Consider the following 20,911-nt stretch of genomic DNA (forward strand, 5'->3'; position numbering starts at 1 on the left):
TTGCGGGGACAGCAGACTCAATCACGTTTCGTATGAGGTATATGTAATGGCGAATGTCCGTTCTCACAAGGGTACCACGCCACAATTCGGCGAGCGTACCTGGGTTGATCCCAGTGCCGTCGTGATCGGAGATGTGGAGCTGGGCAACGATTGTTCGGTATGGCCAATGACCGTAATCCGCGGTGACATGCACCGTATTCGCATCGGCGACCGCTGCAGCATTCAGGACGGTTCGGTCTTGCACATCACCCACGCCAGTGACTTCAATCCTGGCGGCTGGCCGTTGATCCTTGGCGACGACGTGACCGTGGGCCACAAGGCGCTGCTTCACGGCTGCACCATTGGCAGCCGGGTCCTGGTGGGCATGGGGGCGACGGTGATGGACGGTGCGGTGGTAGAAGACGAAGTTATCATTGGGGCCGGATGCCTGGTGCCGCCGGGCAAGACCCTTGAGTCCGGTCACCTGTATGTGGGCTCACCCTGCAAGCAGGCGCGGCCATTGAGTGACAAGGAACGGACCTTCTTCAAGTACACCGCCGGCAACTATGTGAAGCTGAAGGACGAATATCTGGCGGAACAAGCTGGCGAACCTCAAATAACCCAACCTTGACCCTGATCAAAAAACGACCGTTGAAAAACTCCCTGGCCGCTCCTATAAACCGGAATAGAGGCAGTTCACGGATAACCGTCCAGTAGGCGCCACTGTGATGGGGCTGTTCCGGGAACGAAGCTGATGTCTGACACAACCACGGATGCAGCAATGCATCCCACGATTTCAGGTTCGTAGGAGGAGTTTCATTATGGGTAATCTGACGCGCAGGAACCCCATGGGGGAGTTTGAGGACATGGTCGACCGCTACAACCGGCTCTTCGGTCTGAACCGTAATGCCGGTGAACGGGAAGGGCTGCTGACCCGCAGCGACTGGACCCCGGCGGTGGACATCAAGGAAACCGATTCGGCCTTCACCATTGAAGCCGAGCTGCCCGGTATGAACAAGGAAGACGTCAAGGTCACCGTCCACGACGGCGTACTGACCATTCAGGGCGAACGTCACAAGGAAGAGGAATCCGGTGACAAGAAGCACCACCGGATTGAACGCTTCTATGGCCGTTTTACCCGCCGTTTTACGCTGCCGGATAACGTTGATGAAGCCAGCATTGCCGCCGGCTTCAAAGATGGCCTGCTGACCCTGACGTTAACCAAGCAGGAACCCAGGGAGCCCAAGGCCATAGAGGTCGAGGTGAACTGACCTGCGTCCGGCCCCGGGAGACTCCCGGGGCCGCCTTACTGGCCGGCTTCCGCGGCTTTGCGGGCGCCAGCCCGGGCCAGACAATCGGCATACTCACCACTGCGGCCATGTTCAGACACATGGTCGAGAATGGTCTGACCGTCGCCGTTGACCGCATTCAGATCCCGCCCTGCGGCAACAAAAAAGCCGACAAACCGTTCGAAATCACCGGCCCGCAGCGATTGATAGGCGCGGATCAGTACAAAGTAGTCAGCATTCTCATTGGCATCATAAGGCTGGAGTTTCAGAAAGTCGCTGATGCGCTCGTCGTTCAGTTCCTCGCCAATGACTTTCGGCTTTTCAGGTCCGCTCATGGTCTCTCTCAACTGTTGAAATCGGGTTCTAGGAAGGGCGACAGTATAACGAGCTGATCCGTCAGTGCTTATATAAATTGCATCTGAGCTACTGTCCGTCTGTCATAAGCAGTTAAAAACACAGTTAAAAACTGTCCGGATGTCGGCTTCAGGGCAGAATTTCCACCGGCAGTTCAGCCGTGGGCATGGCCGCCAGGCATTGGGGATCGCGGATCGAGATTTCCACCCGCCGGTTGCGGGCCCGGTTCACCGCAGAGTCGTTCGGGGCCAACGGGTGGGTTTCAGCACGGCCGGCCGCCGTCACCCGTTCCGCGGGCAACTTCCGGTTCATCACCAGTTCGTGGACCACGGATACCGCGCGGGCCGCCGACAGGTCCCAGTTGGAGCGATAACGGCCACTGACAATGGGGCGGTCGTCGGTATAACCCGCCACCAGCACGTCACCACTGCAGGCAGCCAGCACCTCCACCACCCGGTCAATGATGGGCACCATGCCCGGCTTGAGCGCTGCTTCACCGGAGCGGAAGGTGGCTTCCTCGGAGAAGCGGATCACCACCTGCTCGGTATCGTAACTGACGTTCAATGCTTCAGAGCGCACCTGCGGCTCCAGCTCCTCAATCAGGCGCGACGCCAGATCAATCACGCCCCCCGGTACCTGGGTGGGTGCCTGCCCTGCAGCGCGTTCGTCGATCAGCTCCGGGGTTTCAGCTTCGGTGGGTTCCGGCAATGACACCGTGTCCGATTCGATCATCGTCAGCGGCGACCCGCCCACTCCGTCCGCCAGTACATTACTGCTGCCAAATGCCACCGCCATCGACTGCGCCATCATGCGGTACTTGGCCGCGTCCAGTTCGGCAAACGACAGCAGCAGGATAAAGAAGGTCAGCAGCAACGTGGCCAGATCGGCAAAGGTCACAATCCATGCAGGGGAGCCGTTGGTCTTCGGCTTTCTGGCGACGGGCTTCGGCAGGGGCACCGGGCTCAGGCCTCCCGTTCAGCCACCAATCCCTTACGGTGCTCGGGATTCACGAACGAAGACAACAGTTCCGCCATCACCCGGGGATTTTCACCCCGCATGATGTTGCGGATACTGGTGGCGATCAGTAACTGGTTGCGCTGCTCGTCTTCGGCCTTGAGCTGCAACTTGTCCGCCAACGGCAAGGCAATCAGCTGGGCGATGAAGGCACCGTAGAGAGTGGTCAGCAGCGCAATGGCCATGGCCGGGCCAATGGAGGAAGGATCATCCAGTGTGTTGAGCATCTGCACCAGCCCCACCAGGGTACCGAGCATGCCAATGGCCGGTGCCGAGTCACCAATGCCGCGGAACACCCGCTCCGACACCTCGTAGCGTTCGGTGGTCTGCTGGATCTCCTGGGCCAGGGCCTCCTCCACCAGTTCCGGTGCGTGGCCATCGACACACAGATTCACAGCCTTGCGCAGAAACGGGTTGTCGGTTTCATGGCTTTCCAGCCCGAGGATACCTTCCTTGCGCACCAGCCGGGCCAACTCACTGACTTCCCGCACCAGATCGGTGGGCCGTTCCACCCGGTCGGTAAAGGTAGCCGAAAATGCGAGCCGGAAAGCACTCATTACCGAACTCAGACGGAACTTGATCAGGGTTACGGCAAACGTCCCCCCTACGACAATGGCCAGTCCCGGCAGATTGAAGAACGTCAGTAGCGTGGCATTGGCCAGCATCGCCAGGATGACGATGAGAATGCCTGCAATCAGACCTACAAGGGTGAGAATGTCCATCGGGTGCCTTTTGCCAAAACTGTCACGCGGAACAACAGGTTATCCGTCAAGCATAGTCCAGATTGACGCGTCTGACAGCTCACTCCCGCAAGCGGTCGATAACGGCAGCCGTCGCCGGGGAAACCCCGCGCCAGACCTTGAAGGACTCAGCCGCCTGCTCCACCAGCATGCCCAGACCATCGATCGCCTGGCAGGCCCCCTGATCCAGCGCCCACTGGTTGAAGGTGGTCGTGGTTGCAGCGTACATCATGTCGTAGACCACCGTCCGGGCACTGATCACAGCCGGGGCCAGTGGTGGCAGATCGCCCTGAAGACTGGCACTGGTGCCGTTGATGATCAGGTCGAACGGCTCCGCGGGCTGCTCAAAGCCGCAAGCCGACAGCTCGGTGGTGCCGGCCTCATCGGCGAACAGGGCCACCAGGGCTTCGGCCCGGGCCAGGGTGCGGTTGGCGATCACCAGCCGTGCCGGTCCCTGGGCCAGAATCGGTCCCAGAACGCCGCGCACAGCCCCACCCGCACCGAGCACCAGAATGTGCTTGCCCGCCAGTGACAGGCCATGGTTATCGGTCAGGTCGCTGACCAGACCCTGGCCATCGGTGTTGTCGGCCACCAGTTTGCCGCCCTCGTCCTGGTAGAGGGTGTTGGCAGCACCGGCCTTTTCCGCCCGCGCTGTCCGCCGGTCGGCCAGGCCCCAGGCCTGTTCCTTGAACGGCACCGTCACATTAAGCCCCTTGCCACCCCGGGCGAAGAACTCGGCTACGGTCTCGCTGAAGCCATCCAGCGGAGCCTGAATAGCAGTATAGTCCACCGCCTCGCCGGTCTGGCTGGCAAACAGGCTGTGGATTTTCGGGGATTTGCTGTGGCTGATGGGGTTACCCACCACCGCGTACAGGTCATCACTCATGGTTCAGCTCCAGCCAGTCCCGTCCGGTGAGGAAATAGTCGGTCAGCCGCGCTTCTTCGGTACCGGGCTCAGCCTCCCGGCTGTAATCCCAGCGCACCAGTGGCGGCAGCGACATCAGGATGGATTCGGTACGGCCGCCGGATTGCAGGCCGAACAGGGTGCCGCGGTCATACACCAGGTTGAACTCAACATAGCGACCCCGGCGATACAGCTGAAAGTCCCGCTCGCGCTCACCAAACGGCGTGTCCTTGCGGCGCTGGACAATCGGTGTGTACGCCTCCAGATAGCTGTTGCCCACCGCCTGCATCAGCGCGAAATCACGACGGAAATCCCCACTGTTGTGGTCGTCAAAGAACAGCCCGCCAATGCCGCGGGGTTCGTTGCGATGCTTGAGGAAGAAGTACTCGTCGCACCAGTGCTTGTAGTCACTGTAGACCCGATCGCCGAAGGGATCACAGGCAGCCTTGGCGACACGGTGCCAGTGAACGCAGTCTTCATCGAAGCCGTAATAGGGGGTCAGGTCGTAGCCACCACCAAACCAGTACACCGGGTCGCCATCTTTCGGGGTTGCCACAAACACACGGACGTTGGCATGGGAGGTGGGCACGTAGGGATTGTTGGGGTGGATGACCAGCGACACCCCCATGGCCTGCCACGGCGCCCCAGCCAGGTGAGGACGGTGGGCGGTGGCAGAAGGCGGCATGGTATCGCCCATGACATGGGAGAAATTAACCCCGCCTTTCTCGAACACCGCGCCATCGGTGATCACCCGACTCATGCCTCCGCCACCTTCCGGCCGGTCCCAGGTGTCGGTGATAAACGTTGCCTGGCCATCAACCTCAGCGAGGGTCTCGCAGATCCGCTGCTGCAGTTCCAGCAAGTACTCACGGACGGCGGTAATATCGGGAAGGGCTGTTTGCGACATGATTGTCTCCTAACGAAGTCGGCGACCGCTGGCCAGGTCAAGGATGCGGCTGGGCTGTCGCGCGCCGCCCAGGGCGCCCGGTACCAGCCAGTCGATACCGCCACCAAAATAGCGACGCGCCTGCAGGGCAGAGCGGGCAGGCTGATGTCCCGCCGGATTACAGGATGTGGACACCAGCGGTTTGTTCACCGCCTGACACAGGGATTGCACCACCGGATGGGCACTGACACGCACCGCCACGGTGTCATGCTCACCCCGAACCCAGCGGGGAATCTGGCCATGGAGGTCGGGAATCAGGCAGGTCACCGGCCCTGGCCAGTGACTGAGCGCCTGTTGCTGTAGCGACTGCGGCAGCGGTTCCAGCAAAAACCGGATCTGCTCGGCCGATGCCGCCACCAGAATCAGGCCCTTGTGTTCCGGCCGCTTCTTCAGCTCGAGAATCTGTTCCACCGCCGCCTGGTTCCAGGGATCACAGCCCAGGCCCCAGACCGCTTCAGTGGGATAGGCAATTACGCCGCCATGGCGGACGGTATGGCTCGCCATGCGGCACTGCCAGGTATTCAGGGACATCGTTTGCTCGTATCTCACATGGACCCTTGAGAGGGTCGGTCTCAGGGTAGCCGCACATAACCACCGGGGACATCGCCAACCAGGCCCTGTATCTCCAACAACAGCAAGGATTGCAGCAACTGGTCCGCGGCCAGACCGGTGTTCTGGCACAGCTCATCGGTTGACTGCGGATCATACCCTAAAGCCTCCAGTACCGCGATTTCCCGAGGCTCCAGTCCACCCGGGGCGACGGGAGCAGCGCCGCCTGTTGCAGGCTCAGGTACCGGCGCGTGCCGGCCTGGTTTGATGGCTGGCGTCGGCACCGACCACCAGGCTCCCAGCTCTTCCTCGATATCGTCCACCGTCTCGACCAGCCGCGCGCCCTGGCGAATCAGAGCATGACAGCCGCGAACCTGCGGATTGTGGACAGACCCGGGAATGGCGAACACCTCGCGGCCCTGTTCCAGCGCCAGACGGGCCGTGATCAGCGAGCCACTGCGCAGGCCGGCCTCGACCACCAGCACCCCGCGACTCAGGCCACTGATGATACGGTTCCGCTGGGGGAAGTGGGCCGCCCGGGGCTGACTGCCCGGCGGCAGCTCCGAGACCAGCAGGCCCTGCTCGATGATCCGCCCGGTCAGGGCCCGGTGCTGCCGGGGATAGACGACATCGACCCCGGTACCAATCACCGCCACCGTCGCACCACCCGCATCCAGTGCCCCGGCATGGGCACTGCCATCCACCCCCAACGCCAGGCCACTGGTCACCAGATAACCCCTGTCGCTGAGCGTGCGGGCAAATTGGCGGGCATGATCCAGCCCCGCCGGGCTGGCATTGCGGCTACCGATAATGGCAATCTGTTCCCGCGCCAGCAAGGCCCGGTTGCCACGCAGGTACAGCAGCAATGGGGCATCATGAATATGGCGCAGGGGCTCGGGATAGTCACTATCAGCCCAGGTCATCAGCTCAATTCCCAGGGCTTGGCAGCGGTCGATGTCATTTGCCAGCCGCTGCAGGTGAGGGTGGCTCAGGTCTTGCTGCTGCCAAGCCAGGATCACCGCCCGTGCAGTCGGTGGTATGCCAAGCTGTTTCAGCGTGGCCGGCGAAGCCCGCAGCAGGGTCAGTGGATCGTCGTTATGTTCCAGGACCGCCAGCCGGCGTTTCGGCCCCAGGCCCGGGAGGTGGGCCAGTACCAGCCAGGGGCCGGCCTTATCGCTGAACAGGGCATGGCCGCTGATGGGCCTTTCGGAGTATGTGGTCATTGGGTTTCCTTTCCCGGAACGGTCGCCATCCTGGCGCACCGGCACTGTGCCAAACCGGTTACTGACCGGCCTCAAGACAAAAAAAGAGCCGGGGATTACCCGGCTCTATCACGCTTTTGTTGAGCGGCGGTCAGCCTCCCAACGGGATCAGGGGTTCTGTACCCGGTCACCCAGAGCCAGCGGACGCAGCGCCTGCAGCACAACCCCGTAGCTCATCTTCTCGTAAGTCTGGAACACCATCAGCAGGCCAGCGCGTTCGTCCGGCAACTTGATGGTTTCATTGGTCACCGGATCACGAACCACGTTGCCGGCCTTGTAGACCGCGAGCACGTTGCCTGCTTCCAGGCCCTCACGCTCACCGCGATTGATCGCAACCACATTGTACTGACCAATGTTGTTGACCCCGCCTTCCACGGAAATCATCTCACCATTGATGTCGCCATCCGGAGAGCTGGGTATGAAGGTGGTGTTGATGCGACGGTCCTCACTGACCAGCAGACGGTCAGCAATGCGCACTTCCTCGTTGGAGTTGGTCAGTTCAACGGTCAGTACCTCGCCGTTCTCTGCACTCACCGCTCCCCGGGCAATGGCGCGCGCTTCAAGACCAAGGAACTCACCGGTATCCGGATCTACAAAGCTCTTGCTGCGACGGAAGACGCCAACATGTTCCGCCGGCTTCTCACCGCGGGCGTAAATCCGGTCACCAGCGCCGGTGATGATGCGACCACCTTCGCCTTCAAGGACATAAGGGGCGCCTTCCAGCTCTTCCACCGACACAATACGGGTGTCAGAGAGGAAGCTGCCGATCACATCGAGCGGAATGGCAGGAATCGGAGAATCAATCGGCTCGGACCGGATGCTCGGGGATAACCGCACCACATCGTTGCTGCCGACCTTGGTGACCCGGGCCTGACCATCAATGTAAACCAGAGCCAGCAGATCACCGGGATAAATCAGGTGCGGGTTGGCAACCTGCGGGTTAACGTGCCAGATTTCCGGCCAGTACCAGGGGTTGTTCAGGAAACGGGAAGAGATGTCCCACAGCGTATCCCCTTTCACAACGGTGTAACGCTCGGGGTGATCGGTTCTCAGGTCAGGCCCTGCGGCCTGTGCCCAGGAAGTTAGCAGCAGCAGTGACGCTGCCAGAGCGTACAGCAGTTTCCTCATTGTGTAAGTCCTTGATCGCGTGCCTTAATCGATGGTTGTTATCGCAGGTCTTCCGACCGACAGGTAGTTGCGTATTCCAATACTATAGAAGAACTCTCGCAAATTGTGATGTTATCTTTTGTTCTTCCAGTGAATTCTATTTGCCAATGGCGGCGAAATCACCACGTTTCGCTCTCTCCCGATGTCGCTGGTCAGTTTGTACTCAGCAACGAACTTGGGGGATAATAACGCGGTCCAACCCCCGTGTTCACTTGATTCCTGCACGGGCATACCCAGATCATAATAGACGGGGCAACGTCGATGCGCAGTACACGGTCGCATTTCTGGCATCCAGGCAGCAACCGGATGACCCGCGACGACGCATCGCAGATGATTATTTCGCATGTAAACGGCAGACGAAACCACAGACCATGATTTTAGAGATTCTTGAGTACCCGGACCCGCGACTGCGAACCATCGCCAAGCCAGTCACCGAGGTCACAGACCAGACCCGCAAGCTCATCGACGACATGTTCGAGACCATGTACGATGCGCCCGGCATTGGCCTGGCCGCCACCCAGGTGGACGTCCACCAGCAGATCATTGTGATGGATCTGTCGGAAGACCATAACGAACCGCTGGTGTTTATCAATCCGGAAGTGGAAGTACTCGAGGGCGACTACGAGAAGATGCAGGAAGGCTGCCTCTCCGTACCCGGTTTCTACGAGGACGTCGAGCGCATCGAGCACGTCCGGATCAAGGCCCTGGATCGTAACGGTGAGCCCTATGAACTGGAGGCCACAGGTCTGCTGGCCGTGTGTATCCAGCACGAGATGGACCACCTCAACGGCAAGCTGTTCGTTGATTACCTGAGTTCGCTCAAGCGTAACCGGATTCGCAAGAAGCTGGAGAAACAGCACAAGATCCGCGCCTGACCGGCCAGGTGGCGCCACAACAGATTTCCAAGACCGGGTTACACACCCGGTCTTTTCGTATTCACCGACTCAGAGATCATTCATCCGTGCGCATTGTATTTGCAGGAACCCCCGATTTTGCCGCTGTTGCCCTCAAGGCCCTGTTACAGGCCGGGCACCAGGTCGTGGGGGTCTACTCCCAGCCCGACCGGCCGGCTGGTCGCGGACGCAGGCTGACTCCGAGCCCCGTCAAACAGGTCGCCCTCGACGCCGGGATTCCGGTGTTCCAGCCGCTCAATTTCAAGGACGACCAGTCCCGGGAAGAACTCGCAGCACTCGCTCCCGACGTCATGATCGTCGCTGCCTACGGCCTGATTCTTCCCAAAGCCGTGCTCGAAACACCGCGCCTTGGCTGCCTCAACATCCACGCCTCGCTGTTGCCTCGCTGGCGCGGGGCCGCGCCCATCCAGCGCGCCATTGCGGCTGGCGATGAGGAAACCGGCATTACCATCATGCAGATGGACGTCGGCCTGGATACCGGCGACATGCTGCTGAAAACCAGCACCGCCATCACGCCCGCTGACACCGGCGGCAGTCTCCATGACCGGCTGGCCGACATGGGCGGTGAGGCCATCGTCAAGGCACTGACGCAACTGGCGGCAGGCACACTGGTCGCGGAACCCCAGGACGACAACCTCGCCAATTACGCCCATAAGCTGAGCAAGGACGAAGGCCACATCGACTGGTCCCGAGCGGCCACCGCCATCGACCGCCAGATCCGCGCATTTAACCCCTGGCCCGGCAGCTACACCGACACCGCCGATGGCCAGCGTGTCCGCATCCATCAGGTCGAGGTACTCGCCAGCAACCCCCAGGCGACTCCCGGCACGATCATTGGTCGCGAGCGCGAAGGTATCGACGTCCGTTGCGGCGATGGCGGCCTGCGTATCCACCAGCTGCAGCTGCCCGGCAGCCGGGCGCAATCAGTGAATGATCTGATCAATGGCGGCAAACCGCTGCTGCTGGTCGGCGAGGAGCTGCACTGAATGGCCGCCCCGATGCTGTCACTCAGGGCCGTTGCCGCCCAGGTTCTGCTCGCCGTTGAACAGGGCCAGTCCCTGTCCCAGGCGTTACCACCGGCCCTGTATCAGGTCGATGACCACGAACGGTCCGAGCTGCAGGCTCTGTGCTATGGCACCTGCCGCTGGTTTCACCGGCTCGACGCCGAATTGCAGCAACGGCTGAAAAAGCCCCTGCGCAAGCAGGATCGGGTCATCCACCAGCTTATGCTGGTAGCGCTGTTCCAACTTCGGTTCAGCCAGCAGGCCAGCTATGCCGTGCTCAACGAAGCGGTTGAGGCCTGTCGCGACCTCGGTAAGCCCCACCTGACCGGACTGGTCAACGGAGTGCTGCGCGGCGCCGAACGGGACGGCAGTCCTGAGCTGACGGATCCCGCCGCCGTGCTGAGTCATCCTCTGTGGATGGTCGAGAAACTACGCCATAACTGGCCCGATGACTGGGAAGCGGTGCTCGCCGCCAATAATATCCAGGCCCCCATGACGCTGCGGGTAAACCAGCGCCAGGGTAGCCGCGAGGACTATCTCGAGCGCCTCGCCGAGGCCGGCATCGAGGGCAGGCCCACCCGCTTTGCCCGTAACGGTATCCAACTGGTCAAACCCCAGCCCGTCGATCGCCTGCCAGGCTTTGCCGACGGGGCGGTCAGCGTTCAGGATGAAGCCGCACAACTGTGTACGTCGCTCCTTGATCTGGCGCCGGGGCAGCGGGTACTCGATGCCTGTGCCGCCCCCGGTGGCAAGACCTGCGCCATCCTCGAGAGCTGCGACCAGCTCGACGAAGTGGTGGCCATAGACCAGTCAGAGGAGCGCCTGCCACGGGTCCAGGAAAACCTGGACCGGCTGGCGCTGCAGGCAACCCTCAAAGCAGCCGATGCCGCGGCGACGGAACAATGGTGGGACGGCCAGCCCTTCGATCGCATCCTGCTCGACGTTCCCTGCAGCGCCAGCGGCGTGATTCGCCGTCATCCGGACATAAAGCTGTTGCGGCGGGAAGGGGATATCGTCCCGCTGGCCGCTATCCAGACCGGACTGCTGGCGGCTATGTGGCGTATCCTCAAACCGGGCGGGCGTCTGGTCTACGCCACCTGTTCGGTGTTCCCGCAGGAAAATCACCGTATAATCCAGCGCTTCCTCAAGCAGCAAACCGACGCCCGGCTGGTGGAGCCCACGGTTAGCTGGGGACGGGACATGGGGGCTGGCCGGCAGCTGTTGCCGGATCCGGACAGCCACGATGGCTTTTTCTATGCGGTACTGACGAAACCCGAGTCGTGAACAGCGGGCCCCAGAGCGCCCTGAACAGGAAACCGATCCATGAAAATCATCATTCTCGGCGCCGGACAGGTCGGCGGTACCCTGGCGGAACACCTGGCGAATGAAGCCAACGACATCACCGTGATCGACTCCGACAGCGTACGGTTGCGAGAACTGCAGGATCGCCTCGATATCCGTACCGTCCAGGGCCGCGGCTCCTACCCCACCATCCTGCGTCAGGCCGGCGCCGACGACGCTGAGATGCTGATTGCGGTAACCAACAGCGACGAGGTCAACATGGTGGCCTGCCAGGTTGCCAGCGTGCTGTTCAAGACGCCCACCAAAATCAGCCGTGTTCGCGCCAATGCCTATCTGGCCCGCAAGGAACTGTTTTCCGAACAGGGCTTTCCGATTGACGTGCTGATCAGCCCAGAGCATCTGGTCACCCGCCACATTACCCGGCTGATTGAATACCCGGGCGCGCTGCAGGTACTGGAGTTTTCCAAGGGGCTGGTGCGACTGGTGGCACTGCGGGCCACCAAGGGCGGGCCGCTGGTGGGTCACGAGTTGTCCCACCTGCGTACCCACATGCCGCGGATCGACACCCGGGTGGCGGCGATCTTCCGCCGTGACCGGCCGATTATCCCCCAGGGCGATACCGTGATCGAAGACGGTGACGAGGTGTTCTTCATTGCCGGTACCGACCATATCCGCTCGGTCATGAGCGAATTGCAGCCATTATCCAAGCCCTACAAACGCATCTTCATTTGCGGCGGCGGGAACATCGGCCAGCGCCTGGCCCATACTCTCGAAGGCCGCTATCAGGTCAAACTGCTGGAGCGGGACCGCGAGCGCTGTGTGATGCTGTCGGAGAACCTGCGCAAGACTGTGGTGCTGGAAGGTAATGCCGCCAACAAAGACATCCTGCTGGAAGAGAACATCGAGAATACCGATGTCTTCTGCGCGGTCACCAACGACGATGAAGCCAATATCATGGCGTCGCTGCTGGCCAAGCGCCTGGGCGCCCGCAAGGTCCTGACCCTGATCAACAACCCGGATTACGTCGACCTGATCCAGGGCGGGGACATCGACGTCGCCATCTCGCCCCAGCAAACCACCATTGGCAGCCTGCTGACCCACGTTCGCCGAGGTGATGTAGTGAATGTTCACTCACTCCGCAGAGGCGCTGCAGAGGCGATTGAGGCCATCGCCCACGGAGACCACCGGTCGTCCAAGGTCGTCGGCAAGCGGCTCGATGAGATCCACCTGCCGGAAGGGACCACCATCGGCGCCATCGTTCGTCACAACGAGGTGCTCATCGCCCACGACCACCTGCGAGTGCAACCGGACGATCATGTGATCCTGTTCCTGGTGGACAAATCCCGCATCCGCGACGTCGAGCGGCTGTTCCAGGTCGGACTCACCTTTTTCTGACTACGGTCCCATTTTCATTAAAGGTTATCCACAGGTTACATACCTGACTTAGAAAACATCGCTACGGCAGCGTATAATGCCCCTCTTTTATTTCGATGCGCGCCGGTTCCTGACCGGCAGCGCGACACTTATACCGATTAGCAGGCAATCGTCGTGACAGACAAGGCAACTCTCAATGCACCCCAGGACGTCAAGACCTTCCAGGGGCTGATCCTGGCACTGCAGAACTTCTGGGCGCAGCACGGCTGTGTCGTCCTCCAGCCACTGGACATGGAAGTGGGCGCCGGTACCTTTCACCCGGCCACCTTCCTCCGGGCCATCGGGCCGGAAACCTGGAACGCCGCCTATGTGCAGCCCAGCCGCCGTCCCACCGATGGCCGTTACGGCGAAAACCCCAACCGCCTGCAGCATTACTATCAGTTCCAGGTGGTGCTCAAGCCGTCACCGGACAACATTCAGGAACTGTACCTCGAGTCCCTCAAGGCACTGGGACTGGATCCGCTGGTCCACGATATCCGTTTCGTTGAGGACAACTGGGAATCCCCGACGCTGGGAGCCTGGGGTCTGGGTTGGGAAATCTGGCTCAATGGCATGGAAGTCACCCAGTTCACCTACTTCCAGCAGGTGGGTGGCCTTGAGTGCTATCCGGTGACCGGCGAGCTGACCTACGGTCTTGAGCGTATCGCCATGTACCTGCAGGGGGTCGACAGTGTCTACGATCTGGTCTGGACCGAAGGCCCTGATGGCGTGGTCACCTACGGCGACGTGTTCCACCAGAACGAGGTGGAGATGTCGACCTACAACTTCGAGCAGGCCGATACCGAGTTCCTGTTTCACAGCTTTGACGTCCATGAGCGCGAGAGCAAGCGGCTGATCGAAGCCGGCCTGGCACTGCCCGCCTACGAGCAGGTCCTCAAGGCCTCCCATACCTTCAACCTGCTGGACGCCCGTCATGCCATCTCGGTAACCGAGCGTCAACGTTTCATCCTTCGGGTCCGTACCTTGGCCCGGGCCGTCGCCCAGGCCTATTTCGACAGCCGCAAGGCCCTCGGCTTCCCGATGGCGCCAGACGCCCTGCGCCAGGAACTGCTGGCCGATGCAGACGAACAAGCGACTGACTCAGGTAAAGGGAACGCATAATCATGGCTACACAGGATTTTCTGGTCGAACTGGGTACCGAAGAGCTGCCGCCAAAGGCACTGAAAACCCTTTCCAATGCGTTTACCCAGGGCATCACCAAGGGTCTGGCGGACGCAGGCATTCAACACGGTGCGGTAGAAGCGTTCGCCGCTCCCCGTCGTCTGGCCGTGCGCATTCGTGATCTCGCCGATGCCCAGCCGGACAAATCAGTCGAAAAGCGCGGCCCTGCCGTCAAGGCCGCCTTCGACGACGGCGGTAACCCGACCCGGGCACTGACCGGCTTCGCGACGTCGTTGGGGGTAACTCCGGACCAGCTCGACACCCTGGAAACCGACAAGGGTGCCTGGCTGGTGTACCGCACGGTGGAGCAGGGCAAGCCGACCATCGAACTGCTGCCGCAGCTGATCGAGCAGTCCCTCGCGGCCCTGCCGATTCCCAAGCGGATGCGCTGGGGCGCCTATCGCACCGAATTTGTCCGCCCGGTTCACTGGCTGGTACTGCTGTTCGGCAACAAGGTCATTGATGATACGGTCATGGGCCTCAAGGCCGGTAACCAGACCCGTGGTCACCGCTTCCACTGCCCGATGGAACTGATCGTTCCGACGCCAGCGGATTACGAAGTGGTACTGCGGGAAGAAGGCCATGTCATTGCCAACTTTGAAGAGCGCCGCGACGTCATTCGCGCCGGCGTCACCGCGATCGCCCTGAGTGAAGGCAACGGCCAGGCCGTGATCGACGACGACCTGCTGGACGAAGTCACCGCACTGAACGAGTGGCCCGTGCCGCTGCTGGGCCGATTCGAGGATCGTTTCCTTGATGTTCCCGCGGAGGCCCTGATCTCCTCCATGAAGGAGCACCAGAAGTACTTCCACGTGGTGGACGGCACTGGTCAGATGCTGCCGCTGTTCATTACCGTTGCCAACCTGGAAAGCCGCGATCCGGCCCAGGTTATTGCCGGGAACGAAAAGGTTATCCGTCCGCGCCTGTCGGACGCTGCCTTCTTCTACGACACCGACCGTAAAGCACGCCTGGAAGACCGTATTGAACGGCTCAAGCCGATTGTGTTCCAGGAAAAGCTCGGCAGTATCTACGACAAATCGGTCCGGGTTGCCGCCCTCGCCAGCAAGATTGCCGCAGCGATCGGCAGTGATCCGGCGCTGGCGGAACGCGCTGCAATGCTGGCCAAAACAGACCTTGTCACTGAGATGGTGCTCGAATTCACCGACCTTCAGGGCATCATGGGTCAGTACTACGCCGCCAACGACGGTGAGCCCGCGGATGTCGCCAGCGCGCTGAACGAGCAGTACATGCCCCGTTTCGCCGGCGATGATCTGCCCACCACCCTGACGGGCTGCGCTGTCGCTATTGCCGACCGCCTCGACTCCCTGGTCGGGCTGTTCGGAATCAAGCAGCCGCCTTCCGGTACCCGCGATCCGTTCGGTCTGCGCCGGGCGTCACTGGGGGTATTGCGAATCATCATCGAGCGCGAACTGCCGCTGGATTTGCAGACCTGCTGTGAATGGGCCGCCGCCAACTTCGACAACCTCAGTGAGCAGGACACCGCCACCACCGTTGTCGATTACATGCTGGAGCGTTTCCGGGCCCACTATGACGAGCAGGGCATTGGCGCCGAAGTCTATCTTGCCGTGCATGCTCGCCGCCCGACCCGTCCCCTCGATTTCGATCGCCGGGTCAAGGCGGTGGAAGCCTTCCGCCAGATGCCAGAGGCCCAGGCGCTCGCCGCTGCCAACAAGCGGGTCTCCAACATTCTCACCAAACAGGGAGGTGACAGCATCGGTGAAGCCGTAGATTCCGCGCTGCTGCAGGATGCCGCGGAAAAGGCGCTCGCTGAGCAGGTTGCCGGCCAGGCAGACAAGGTGGTGCCGCTGTTCGAGCAGGGGGATTACGGGTCTGCCCTCAGTTCCCTCGCCAGCCTGCGTGAGCCTGTGGATAACTTCTTCGATCAGGTCATGGTCATGGCCGACGACGAGGCCATCCGCAACAACCGACTGGCACTGCTGAACCGTCTGCGTAACCTGTTCCTGCGGGTCGCGGACATTTCGCTGCTGCCTACCGCCAGCTAACCGGCAAGCGACGTGATGCTGGTCATCCTCGACCGGGATGGGGTTATCAATGAGTACGACGGCAGTTATATCTGCTCGCCGGCTCAATGGCACCCCCTTCCCGGTAGTCTGGAAGCCATTGGCCAGCTTTGTGGCGCCGGTTTCCGGATTGCCATTGCCACCAACCAGTCCGGTATTGCCCGTGGCTATTATGATCTCGATACCCTCGAGGCGATGCACGACAAACTGCGACAGTTGCTGAAAGCCCACGGTGGCACCGTCGATTTCATCGCTTACTGTCCTCACCATCCCGATGAACACTGCCAGTGTCGCAAGCCTGCAACCGGACTGTTCGGACAGATCCGTGAGCATTACGGTCTTGGCTCGCTGACCGGCGCAGTCATGGTGGGGGATAGCCGCAAGGATCTGGAAGCCGGGCTCGCCGTTGGTTGCGACACTTATCTGGTACGGACCGGCAATGGCCTTGAGACCGAGCAACACCTGCTTGAGCGCCCTCTGGAAGGCGTTCAGGTCTTCGATAACCTGGCCGCCGTGGTGGATCATCTGCTGGCCGGCAAATCCCGCTAATTTTCCGCTCCTGGCTACTGGAATTCGTCGTCCGATTCCGTATAATACCTGCCTTGATTCGGCGTGTGGCGCAGCCTGGTAGCGCACTTCGTTCGGGACGAAGGGGTCGGAGGTTCGAATCCTCTCACGCCGACCAATCTCCCCGCTCAGTTAGTCTCCAATTCTCGTATCCGTTTTATTCGTTCTCATTCAGTCATCCGTTCAGTTCCTTATTTATTGTCCCAGTGAGCTTTTTCTTATACTGACGCAAAGCTGTCTTTCGGCACCGTTGCCTCTGCAAGCCCCGCTGCTTACAACAGTTCCCACAAGCCTTCCAAAGCACGTTAGACTAGCCATCTGTTTCGATTAACTTCAACGTTTCCAATGTCCACAGCAGACTTGATAAGGAATTCATCATGCGCTTTGTTCGGCCATTTTCCACCATTGCCGTCAGCCTCCTGATTGTCACTGGGTGCAGTCATATGCAACAACTGACCCGCGGCACGGACGACGTGTGCGGCAGCCTCCAGCAGCTGATCGACGACTATGACAATGGCTTTGCAGGTTTCCGCGGCAAGGGCACCCAGATGCCGTTAAGCACGGTGTATGACGCCAAGGTCGAGCTGGTAGAGGGGCATTGTCAGATCTGGAACTGGGGTCAGGGTGACTCAGCCTATCTGTGTTCAGCCAGCAATCGCGATCTTGAGACTGCCCGACAACGCCACGAGCGCTCCCTTGCCGCAGTACGCGGCTGTCTCGGTTCGCCCTGGCAGGAAGAAGGCGACTGGCGTGAACGTAATGGCGAGACCGATGGTTACGCCTCCCGCTTTCGCTCCCCGGAGACCCATGCCGTGGTTTCGGTACAGACCACTCTACAGACCGGAGGTCCCGGGCGCCGTTATACGAATTTCCTCTTCATTGGAGGAGAAGCCCGATCCAACTCGATGACCGGCACAAACTGATCCTAATGGCTGCATATCCATTTCGGTGGCTGCAGCGTCCATCGTATACTGATCCGAGCCCATCTCCGGCACCGGCCGGCAGGGTACAGACTGACTTGCTACAGGCCGTTATATGAACCAAGCGTCGCAAACATCACGACCCACCCATAAACCCCGTCCCTGGGTTGATCTGCTGGTCAGCATCGTCATCCCGTCGCTGATTCTGATGAAGCTCAGCGGTGATGAATACCTTGGTAATACCTGGGCTCTCGTTATCGGTCTGGCATTCCCCCTTGGCTGGGGGCTGTTTGAACTGATCCGCTACCGCAAGTACAACTTTATTGCGGTACTTGGCGTGATCAGTGTCGGTCTCACCGGCGGCATCGGACTGATGGAACTGGGTCCCCAATGGCTGGCAATCAAAGAAGCCGCTGTCCCACTGTTGATAGGTCTGGCGGTGTTGGTGTCGACCCGCACGTCTTACCCGCTGGTACGTACACTGCTCTACAACCCATCCGTGCTCGATGTGGACAAGATTCAGCAAGCCCTTGTGGAACATCAGGCGGTCGCAGAGTTCGAGCAACGGCTGCTCAACGCCAGCTACCTGTTCAGTGGTACGTTCTTCTTCTCGTCGGCTATGAACTACATTCTGGCGAAATGGATCGTCACCAGCCCTGCGGGCACTCAGGCGTTCAATGAAGAACTGGGCCAGATGACACTGGTGAGCTACCCGATGATCGCGATTCCGTCGATGATCATGATGATTGGCATCTTCTATTACCTGTGGCGAACCATCCGTCGCCTTACCGGCTACACCCTGGAAGAAGTGATGTCGCCCCATCTGCACCAGCACCATGACCAGAGCAACGGTGACCAGCCCTCGTCAAAATAAAGCTGAGGCAGCATAAAAAAAGCGACCCGAATGGGTCGCTTTTTTTATGCCAACGGGTAGGGGAAGCCCTGACCTATACGTCCAGGTTGGTCACTTCCAGGGCATTGGTCTGAATAAACGCCCGGCGGGGTTCAACATCATCACCCATCAGGGTGGTGAAGATCTGGTCTGCCGCAATGGCGTCCTCGATAGTGACCTTCATCATGCGGCGGGTTTCCGGATCCATTGTGGTTTCCCACAGTTGTTCCGGGTTCATTTCACCCAGTCCCTTATAGCGCTGGATATTGAGACCGCGCTGGGCTTCCTTCATCAGCCAGGCCAGTGCGCCCTCAAAGGACAATACCGCCTGCTTGCGCTCACCACGCTGGATAAAGGCCCCGTCCTCAATCAGACCGGTCAGGGTCTCGCCCATACGGGCGATCGCTGCGTAGGAGGCCGATTCGAAGAACTCGTGACCAAACACATGGTCATGGGGAATGCCGTGAACGTAGACCACCACCTTGGGAAGGAACAGGTTCCGCTCATTATCCTTGGTGACCGAGAAGGTGAATTTGGTGCCGGTACGGGCATCCAGACTCAGGCCTTCGCCCAGAACCTCTACCCAACGGGTAACCGCAGCTTCATCCTTCAAGTCCTCAACAGTGAGGGTTGCTGCCTGCAGCATCTGTTCGAGCACTTTCGCCGGGTAAGCCCGGGACAGACGATCAATCATCGCCATCACAGCCTGGTAGTCCTTAACCATGGATTCCAATGCCGAGTCCTTGATGGCAGGCGCCTCCGGATTGACGAACAACTGAGCACCTTCGAGGGCCGTCTGAGTCAGGTAGGCTTCCTTGGCCTTCTCATCTTTCAGATACTGTTCCTGCTTGCCTCGCTTGACCTTGTACAGCGGTGGCATTGCAATGAACACGTGACCCCGCTCGATGATTTCGCGCATCTGGCGGAACAGGAACGTCAGCAGCAGCGTGCGGATGTGGGATCCGTCGACGTCAGCATCGGTCATGATGATGATGGAGTGATAGCGCAGCTTGTCCGGGTTGAACTCCTCCCGGCCAATGCCACAGCCCAGCGCCGTGATCAGGGTACCGACTTCGGCCGAAGAGAGCATCTTGTCAAAACGTGCTTTCTCAACGTTGAGGATCTTACCCTTCAGGGGAAGAATCGCCTGAGTACGACGTTCCCGACCCTGCTTGGCACTGCCACCCGCAGAATCACCCTCCACAATAAACAGTTCAGACAGGGCGGGGTCCTTTTCCTGGCAGTCCGCCAGTTTTCCGGGCAACCCGGCAATGTCCAGAGCACCTTTACGGCGGGTCATGTCCCGCGCCTTTCGGGCGGCTTCCCGGGCCCGGGCAGCTTCAATCATCTTGTTGACGATGAGTTTGGCTTCGTTCGGCTGCTCCTGCAGGAAGTCTGCAAACGACTGGTACATCTCCTGTTCGACGGCTGTTTTCACTTCCGACGACACCAGTTTGTCCTTGGTCTGCGACGAGAACTTCGGGTCCGGCACCTTGACGCTGATAATTGCCGTCAGCCCCTCTCGGGCGTCATCCCCGGAGGTGGACACCTTGGACTTCTTGCCCAGGCCTTCATGCTCGATGTAGGTATTCAGAGAGCGGGTGAGGGCAGAGCGGAACCCGGCCAGGTGCGTGCCACCATCCCTCTGGGGAATGTTGTTGGTGAAACAGTAGAGATTTTCCTGGAAACCGTCGTTCCACTGCATCGACACCTCGACCGAAATCCCATCCTCCCGCTCACGGCAGAAGTGGAAGACCCGGTTGATCGGGGTCTTATTGGTATTGAGGTGCTCAACAAAGGCCTTCAACCCGCCTTCATACTCAAAGACTTCTTCCTTGCCACTGCGTTCATCCTGCAGGCGAATACGCACGCCGGAATTAAGGAAGGCCAGCTCACGCAAGCGCTTGGCCAGCATGTCGTAATGAAACTTGATGTTAGTGAAGGTTTCCGGGGAAGGAATGAAGTGAACCTCGGTACCGCTACGATCGGTATCCCCCACCACGCTTAGCGGTGCATCCGGCACACCGTGGGTGTAGGTCTGCTCATGCACCTTGTTGTTACGGCGAATGGTCAGCTTGAGGTTCGAGGACAGGGCGTTAACCACCGACACCCCAACCCCGTGCAGGCCACCGGAGACCTTGTAGGTGTTGTCATCGAACTTACCGCCAGCGTGCAGTACGGTCATAATGACCTCAGCCGCGGAAACCCCTTCCTCTTCATGCAGATCCACAGGAATGCCACGGCCGTTGTCCCGCACCGTCACAGACTCGTCCGGATGGATCACCACACCAATTTCCGAGCAATAACCGGCCAGCGCTTCATCGATGGAGTTGTCCACGATCTCGAAGACCATATGGTGCAAACCGGTTCCGTCATCGGTGTCACCGATGTACATTCCCGGCCGCTTACGGACCGCATCCAGTCCTTTCAGGACCTTGATACTGGAGGAGTTGTAATTCGATTCACTCATT

The 20,911-nt window shown here is 60.1% G+C and carries 20 protein-coding genes and 1 tRNA gene; 12 read left to right on the forward strand and 9 right to left on the reverse strand.

The features are described 5' to 3' along the window. The first annotated feature begins 46 nt into the window (after positions 1-46). Positions 47-610 carry a gamma carbonic anhydrase family protein gene (locus tag BLV11_RS07525; protein ID WP_091812356.1) on the forward strand — a complete coding sequence of 188 codons (564 nt, stop codon included), beginning with the start codon at positions 47-49 and terminating at the stop codon, positions 608-610. 190 nt (positions 611-800) lie between these two features. Continuing rightward, positions 801-1,250 (forward strand): Hsp20/alpha crystallin family protein, encoded by a 450-nt coding sequence (locus BLV11_RS07530; protein WP_091812357.1) that lies wholly within the window; start codon positions 801-803, stop codon positions 1,248-1,250. A 35-nt stretch (positions 1,251-1,285) separates the two neighbouring features. Here BLV11_RS07530 and BLV11_RS07535 read toward each other — a convergent pair whose 3' ends face one another. The 8 genes from BLV11_RS07535 to BLV11_RS07570 form a co-directional block, all read right to left on the reverse strand. After that, on the reverse strand, positions 1,286-1,603 hold the full coding sequence (locus tag BLV11_RS07535; RefSeq protein WP_091812358.1) for a PA4642 family protein: 318 nt from the start codon (positions 1,601-1,603) through the stop codon (positions 1,286-1,288). Positions 1,604-1,751: 148 nt separating this feature from the next. After that, positions 1,752-2,579, reverse strand: a complete 828-nt coding sequence (locus tag BLV11_RS07540) for a flagellar motor protein MotB (protein ID WP_091812359.1) — start codon at positions 2,577-2,579, stop codon at positions 1,752-1,754. Positions 2,580-2,584: 5 nt separating this feature from the next. After that, positions 2,585-3,358 (reverse strand): motility protein A, encoded by a 774-nt coding sequence (locus BLV11_RS07545; protein WP_091812360.1) that lies wholly within the window; start codon positions 3,356-3,358, stop codon positions 2,585-2,587. 79 nt (positions 3,359-3,437) lie between these two features. Further along, a complete protein-coding gene (gene aroE, locus BLV11_RS07550) occupies positions 3,438-4,262 on the reverse strand; it encodes a shikimate dehydrogenase (RefSeq protein ID WP_091812361.1) in 825 nt (274 codons plus the stop codon). After that, positions 4,255-5,187: an oxygen-dependent coproporphyrinogen oxidase gene (gene hemF / locus BLV11_RS07555; RefSeq protein WP_091812362.1), complete on the reverse strand. Its 933-nt coding sequence runs from the start codon at positions 5,185-5,187 to the stop codon at positions 4,255-4,257. The genes aroE and hemF overlap by 8 nt, the downstream gene beginning before the upstream one ends. A gap of 9 nt (positions 5,188-5,196) precedes the next feature. Continuing rightward, the gene (gene tsaC / locus BLV11_RS07560) at positions 5,197-5,757 is read right to left on the reverse strand and encodes an L-threonylcarbamoyladenylate synthase type 1 TsaC (RefSeq protein WP_091812363.1); all 561 of its coding nucleotides are present in this window, start codon (positions 5,755-5,757) and stop codon (positions 5,197-5,199) included. A 41-nt stretch (positions 5,758-5,798) separates the two neighbouring features. Next, the gene (gene dprA / locus BLV11_RS07565) at positions 5,799-6,998 is read right to left on the reverse strand and encodes a DNA-processing protein DprA (protein ID WP_091812364.1); all 1,200 of its coding nucleotides are present in this window, start codon (positions 6,996-6,998) and stop codon (positions 5,799-5,801) included. 147 nt (positions 6,999-7,145) lie between these two features. Then, positions 7,146-8,165 carry a LysM peptidoglycan-binding domain-containing protein gene (locus BLV11_RS07570; protein WP_091812365.1) on the reverse strand — a complete coding sequence of 340 codons (1,020 nt, stop codon included), beginning with the start codon at positions 8,163-8,165 and terminating at the stop codon, positions 7,146-7,148. A gap of 410 nt (positions 8,166-8,575) precedes the next feature. Here BLV11_RS07570 and def point away from each other — a divergent pair, with 410 nt between their 5' ends. From def to BLV11_RS07620, 10 genes are all read left to right on the forward strand, one after another. Continuing rightward, positions 8,576-9,079: a peptide deformylase gene (gene def / locus BLV11_RS07575; protein WP_091812366.1), complete on the forward strand. Its 504-nt coding sequence runs from the start codon at positions 8,576-8,578 to the stop codon at positions 9,077-9,079. 86 nt (positions 9,080-9,165) lie between these two features. Beyond that, entirely contained in the window at positions 9,166-10,104 is a 939-nt protein-coding gene (fmt, locus tag BLV11_RS07580) for a methionyl-tRNA formyltransferase (RefSeq protein ID WP_091812581.1), read from the forward strand. Then, entirely contained in the window at positions 10,105-11,406 is a 1,302-nt protein-coding gene (gene rsmB, locus BLV11_RS07585; RefSeq protein WP_091812367.1) for a 16S rRNA (cytosine(967)-C(5))-methyltransferase RsmB, read from the forward strand. A 39-nt stretch (positions 11,407-11,445) separates the two neighbouring features. Continuing rightward, positions 11,446-12,819, forward strand: coding sequence for a Trk system potassium transporter TrkA (gene trkA, locus BLV11_RS07590; protein ID WP_091812368.1), 1,374 nt, complete (start codon positions 11,446-11,448; stop codon positions 12,817-12,819). A gap of 153 nt (positions 12,820-12,972) precedes the next feature. Beyond that, entirely contained in the window at positions 12,973-13,959 is a 987-nt protein-coding gene (gene glyQ / locus BLV11_RS07595; protein WP_091812369.1) for a glycine--tRNA ligase subunit alpha, read from the forward strand. A 2-nt stretch (positions 13,960-13,961) separates the two neighbouring features. Continuing rightward, the gene (gene glyS / locus BLV11_RS07600) at positions 13,962-16,043 is read left to right on the forward strand and encodes a glycine--tRNA ligase subunit beta (RefSeq protein ID WP_091812370.1); all 2,082 of its coding nucleotides are present in this window, start codon (positions 13,962-13,964) and stop codon (positions 16,041-16,043) included. Between the two features lie 15 nt (positions 16,044-16,058). Then, positions 16,059-16,610 carry a D-glycero-beta-D-manno-heptose 1,7-bisphosphate 7-phosphatase gene (gene gmhB / locus BLV11_RS07605; protein ID WP_091812371.1) on the forward strand — a complete coding sequence of 184 codons (552 nt, stop codon included), beginning with the start codon at positions 16,059-16,061 and terminating at the stop codon, positions 16,608-16,610. A 59-nt stretch (positions 16,611-16,669) separates the two neighbouring features. Beyond that, positions 16,670-16,746: transfer RNA gene (locus tag BLV11_RS07610), tRNA-Pro, on the forward strand. Between the two features lie 259 nt (positions 16,747-17,005). Beyond that, complete coding sequence (locus BLV11_RS07615) at positions 17,006-17,551, forward strand: hypothetical protein (protein WP_091812372.1); 546 nt, start codon at positions 17,006-17,008, stop codon at positions 17,549-17,551. A gap of 112 nt (positions 17,552-17,663) precedes the next feature. Further along, the gene (locus BLV11_RS07620; protein ID WP_091812373.1) at positions 17,664-18,422 is read left to right on the forward strand and encodes a VC0807 family protein; all 759 of its coding nucleotides are present in this window, start codon (positions 17,664-17,666) and stop codon (positions 18,420-18,422) included. A 73-nt stretch (positions 18,423-18,495) separates the two neighbouring features. Here the strand turns inward: BLV11_RS07620 and gyrB are convergent, their stop codons facing one another. Next, positions 18,496-20,910: a DNA topoisomerase (ATP-hydrolyzing) subunit B gene (gene gyrB / locus BLV11_RS07625; RefSeq protein ID WP_091812374.1), complete on the reverse strand. Its 2,415-nt coding sequence runs from the start codon at positions 20,908-20,910 to the stop codon at positions 18,496-18,498. Position 20,911 lies beyond the last annotated feature (1 nt).

It is taken from the genome of Marinobacter mobilis (assembly GCF_900106945.1).
GTDB lineage: Bacteria > Pseudomonadota > Gammaproteobacteria > Pseudomonadales > Oleiphilaceae > Marinobacter > Marinobacter mobilis.